Below are 3,624 nucleotides of genomic sequence, written 5' to 3'. Positions count from 1 at the left end.
TTCCGCAGACCGTTCCAGGCACGAGAGTTTCTCGAGCAGGCCTGGTTCATCGCGCGCGTTGCGTTGGCTCCGACCTTCCTGGTGGCCATTCCGTTCACCGTCTTGATCAGCTTCATCCTCAACATTCTGTTGCGGGAATTGGGTGCCGCGGACCTCAGCGGGGCCGGTGCGGCTTTCGGCGCGGTCACCCAGGTCGGCCCGCTAGTGACGGTGTTGATCGTCGCCGGTGCCGGTGCGACGGCGATGTGTGCGGACCTCGGCTCACGAACCATCCGTGAAGAGATCGACGCGATGGAGGTGCTGGGCATCAACCCGGTCCAGCGCCTGGTGACGCCTCGGATGCTGGCCGCCGGGTTGGTCGCGCTATTGCTCAACAGTCTGGTCGTCATCATCGGCATCGTTGGCGGCTACGTGTTCTCGGTCTTCGTGCAAGATGTCAACCCCGGCGCATTCGCCGCGGGCATCACCTTGCTGACCGGGGTACCCGAGGTGATCATCTCCTGCGTCAAGGCGGCACTGTTCGGCGTCATCGCGGGCCTGGTGGCGTGCTACCGGGGGCTGACGGTATCCGGCGGCGCCAAGGCGGTGGGCAACGCGGTCAACGAAACCGTGGTGTACGCGTTCATGGCGCTCTTCGTTGTCAATGTGGTCGTCACGGCGATCGGCATCCGATTCACGACGAAGTGATGGTCAAGGAGATGCCATGACGTTAGTGAGGACGCTAAGAGCCACCTATCCCCGCACGTTCCGGGTGTTCGGCTCCTGGCGCAGGCCGGTTGGCACTCTCGCCTCGATTGGTGACCACACCGTGTTCTACGGCAAGGCATTGGCCGGCATACCCTTCGCGGTGACCCGCTACGGGCGAGAGATCATCCGACTGGTCGCCGAAATCAGCATGGGCGCAGGGACATTGGCGATGATCGGCGGAACCGTCGTCATTGTCGGTTTCCTGACGCTGGCCGCCGGTGGCACGCTCGCGGTGCAGGGCTACAGCTCGCTGGGCAATATCGGCATCGAAGCACTCACCGGATTCTTGGCGGCTTTCATCAACGTCCGTATCGCGGCACCGGTCGTCGCGGGAATCGGATTGGCGGCCACCTTCGGCGCCGGCGTGACCGCGCAATTGGGTGCCATGCGGATCAGCGAAGAAATCGACGCACTGGAGGCGATGGCGATCCGGCCCATCTCCTACCTCGTCAGCACCCGGATCGTCGCGGGCATGCTCGCCATCACACCCCTGTACAGCATTGCCGTCATACTGTCTTTCCTGGCAAGCCAATTCACCACCGTGGTGTTGTTCGGGCAGTCGGGTGGCCTGTACAACCACTACTTCAATACCTTCCTGAACCCGATCGACTTGTTGTGGTCGTTCCTGCAGGCGGTGCTGATGGCCCTCGCCGTCCTGCTCTTGCATACGTACTACGGGTATTTCGCGTCAGGTGGGCCAGAGGGCGTCGGGGTCGCAACCGGCAACGCCGTACGTACCTCCCTCATCGTCGTGGTATCGGTAACGCTGCTGGTTTCGCTGTCGATCTACGGCTCAAACGGAAACTTCAACCTCTCGGGATAGGGAACACATTTCATGCCCCACAATGGGATACGCGCACTCACGGGACTGGTGTCCGTCGCGGTTATCGCCGCGATCGTCGCCGTCGCCGTGGGCTTATTCCGGGGCAGCTTCAGCGAAACGACGCCGGTGACCGTGCTATCGCCGCGCGCCGGTCTGGTGATGAACCCGGACGCGAAAGTGAAGATGCACGGTGTGCAGGTGGGCAAGGTTGCCTCGATCGAGTCGCGACCCGACGGTCAAGCCGTCCTGCGCTTGGCGATGTATCCCTCCGAGATGCACCTGATTCCGGCCAATGTGCTCGTCGACCTCACATCGCCAACGGTGTTCGGCGCCAAGTTCGTCGAGCTGGTACCGCCCGCCGAACCGTCAGCGCAATCCCTGCACGCCGGTCAGGTGCTCGACAGCCAACATGTCACGGTCGAGGTCAACACTGTGTTCAAGCAGCTGACGGCGGTGCTGGGCACGCTCGACCCCGCGAAGCTCAACGAGACCCTCGGTGCTGTCTCGCAGGCCCTCAGCGGGCGGGGCGAAAAGATCGGTCAGGCGTTCAGCGACCTCGACGCGTTCCTGGCAAGGTTCGATCCGAGTCTTCCCGCGCTGAGCCACGACATCGCTATGTCGGCGCCGGTGTTCAGGGCCTACGGCGATGCGTCGGCGGATCTGGTGAAGACCCTTGATAACTCGGTGAAGATCAGCAAGTCGATCGTCGACGAGCAGCGCAACCTTGACGCATTACTGATCAGCGCAATCGGTTTGGCCAACGTCGGCAATGACGTCCTGGGCGCCAACCGGAAAGGGTTGACGACGGTCTTCCACCTACTGGCGCCGACTACCGATCTGCTCAACGAATACGCCCCGGCGCTGACGTGCACCTTCGCTGGCGACGCGGCGTTGGGGAAGACGCCGCCGTTGCCGGAACCGAGCATCGCGATCACGGCCAGTCTCACCTGGGGTGCCGAACGTTATCGGTATCCGCAGAACTTGCCCAAGGTTGCGGCGACAGGCGGCCCCCATTGCATGGGCCTTCCCAAGATTCCCTTCAACAGCAAGGCGAAGGTTCTGATCGCAGATACCGGCTCCAACCCGGTGGTGTACGGGAATCCGCAGTTGCTGCTCAACTTCGATGGCCTCAAACAGCTGTTGTATGGGCCGATTGACGGCCCACCGCGCAATCCTGCTCAGGTTGGACAACAGGGATGAGGGGCTCATTGGGCCCGACGCTGGTCAAGTTCGGTGTCTTTGCCGTTGTGATGTCGGTGCTGACCTTGTTTTTGTTCTTCACTTTCGGCCAGTACCGCACCGGTGCGGTCACCGGTTATTCGGCGCTCTTCAACGATGCGTCACGTCTGAAGGCCGGAGATTCGGTGCGGGTCGCCGGCGTCCGGGTGGGCACCGTCAACGGTGTTGCCCTGCAGCCGGACAAAAAGGTTGTGGTGAAGTTCGACGCGGACCGGTCCGTCGTGCTGACCGACGGCACCAAAGCGGCGGTTCGTTACCTCAACCTGGTCGGTGACCGGTACCTCGAATTGGTCGATGGGCCGGGGTCGACCCGGCGGCTGCCGGCCGGCGGGCTGATCAACGTCAGTCATACCGCGCCCGCGCTTGACCTCGATCTTCTGCTCGGCGGACTGAAGCCGCTTATTCACGGCCTGAATCCACGAGATGTCAATGCGCTCTCGTCAGCGCTGTTAGAAGTGTTCCAGGGTGAGGGCGGCACCTTGCAATCGCTGTTCAACAAGTCGACGTCATTCACGAACACGTTGGCCGATAACGACCAAACGATCGAGAACTTGATCGACAACCTGAACACCGTGGCGACAACCCTGAACAAGGACGGCGGCCAATTCTCTGCGGCAATCGATCGCCTCCAAAGGCTGGTTACGGGACTGGCGGACGACCGCGACACTTTCGGTCCCGCCATCGACGCGTTGAGCACTGGCACCGTCACGTTGGCAGACCTGCTGGGCAAGGCAAGGCCACCGCTGTCCGGCACGGTAGAACAGCTCCGTCGGCTGGCCCCAAACCTCGATGACGACAAGGACCGCCTCGATGCC

4 protein-coding genes are annotated in these 3,624 nt (G+C 62.4%); all 4 read left to right on the top strand.

Features of this window, described 5'->3' with window-relative positions:
• Window positions 1-687 (top strand): ABC transporter permease (locus tag VGH54_RS09095; protein WP_331511623.1); only part of this gene is annotated, 687 nt, incomplete at its 5' end.
• A 16-nt stretch (window positions 688-703) separates the two neighbouring features.
• Window positions 704-1,570: an MlaE family ABC transporter permease gene (locus VGH54_RS09090; protein WP_331511622.1), complete on the top strand. Its 867-nt coding sequence runs from the start codon at window positions 704-706 to the stop codon at window positions 1,568-1,570.
• 12 nt (window positions 1,571-1,582) lie between these two features.
• Window positions 1,583-2,770, top strand: coding sequence for an MCE family protein (locus VGH54_RS09085; protein WP_331511621.1), 1,188 nt, complete (start codon window positions 1,583-1,585; stop codon window positions 2,768-2,770).
• A partial coding sequence (locus tag VGH54_RS09080; protein WP_331511620.1) for an MCE family protein occupies window positions 2,767-3,624 on the top strand: 858 nt, incomplete at its 3' end. The genes VGH54_RS09085 and VGH54_RS09080, both read left to right, overlap by 4 nt.

The organism is Mycobacterium sp. (assembly GCF_036488105.1).
In the GTDB taxonomy this organism is placed as follows: domain Bacteria; phylum Actinomycetota; class Actinomycetes; order Mycobacteriales; family Mycobacteriaceae; genus Mycobacterium.
The sequence above is the reverse complement of the archived record's forward strand: the minus strand, read 5'-3'. Positions and strand labels throughout refer to the sequence as shown.

Bases quoted from the DNA above. Each gene is read 5' to 3' on its own strand.
- VGH54_RS09085 (WP_331511621.1), top strand. From the start codon at position 1,583: ATGCCCCACAATGGGATACGCGCACTCACGGGACTGGTGTCCGTCGCG.
- VGH54_RS09090 (WP_331511622.1), top strand. From the start codon at position 704: ATGACGTTAGTGAGGACGCTAAGAGCCACCTATCCCCGCACGTTCCGG.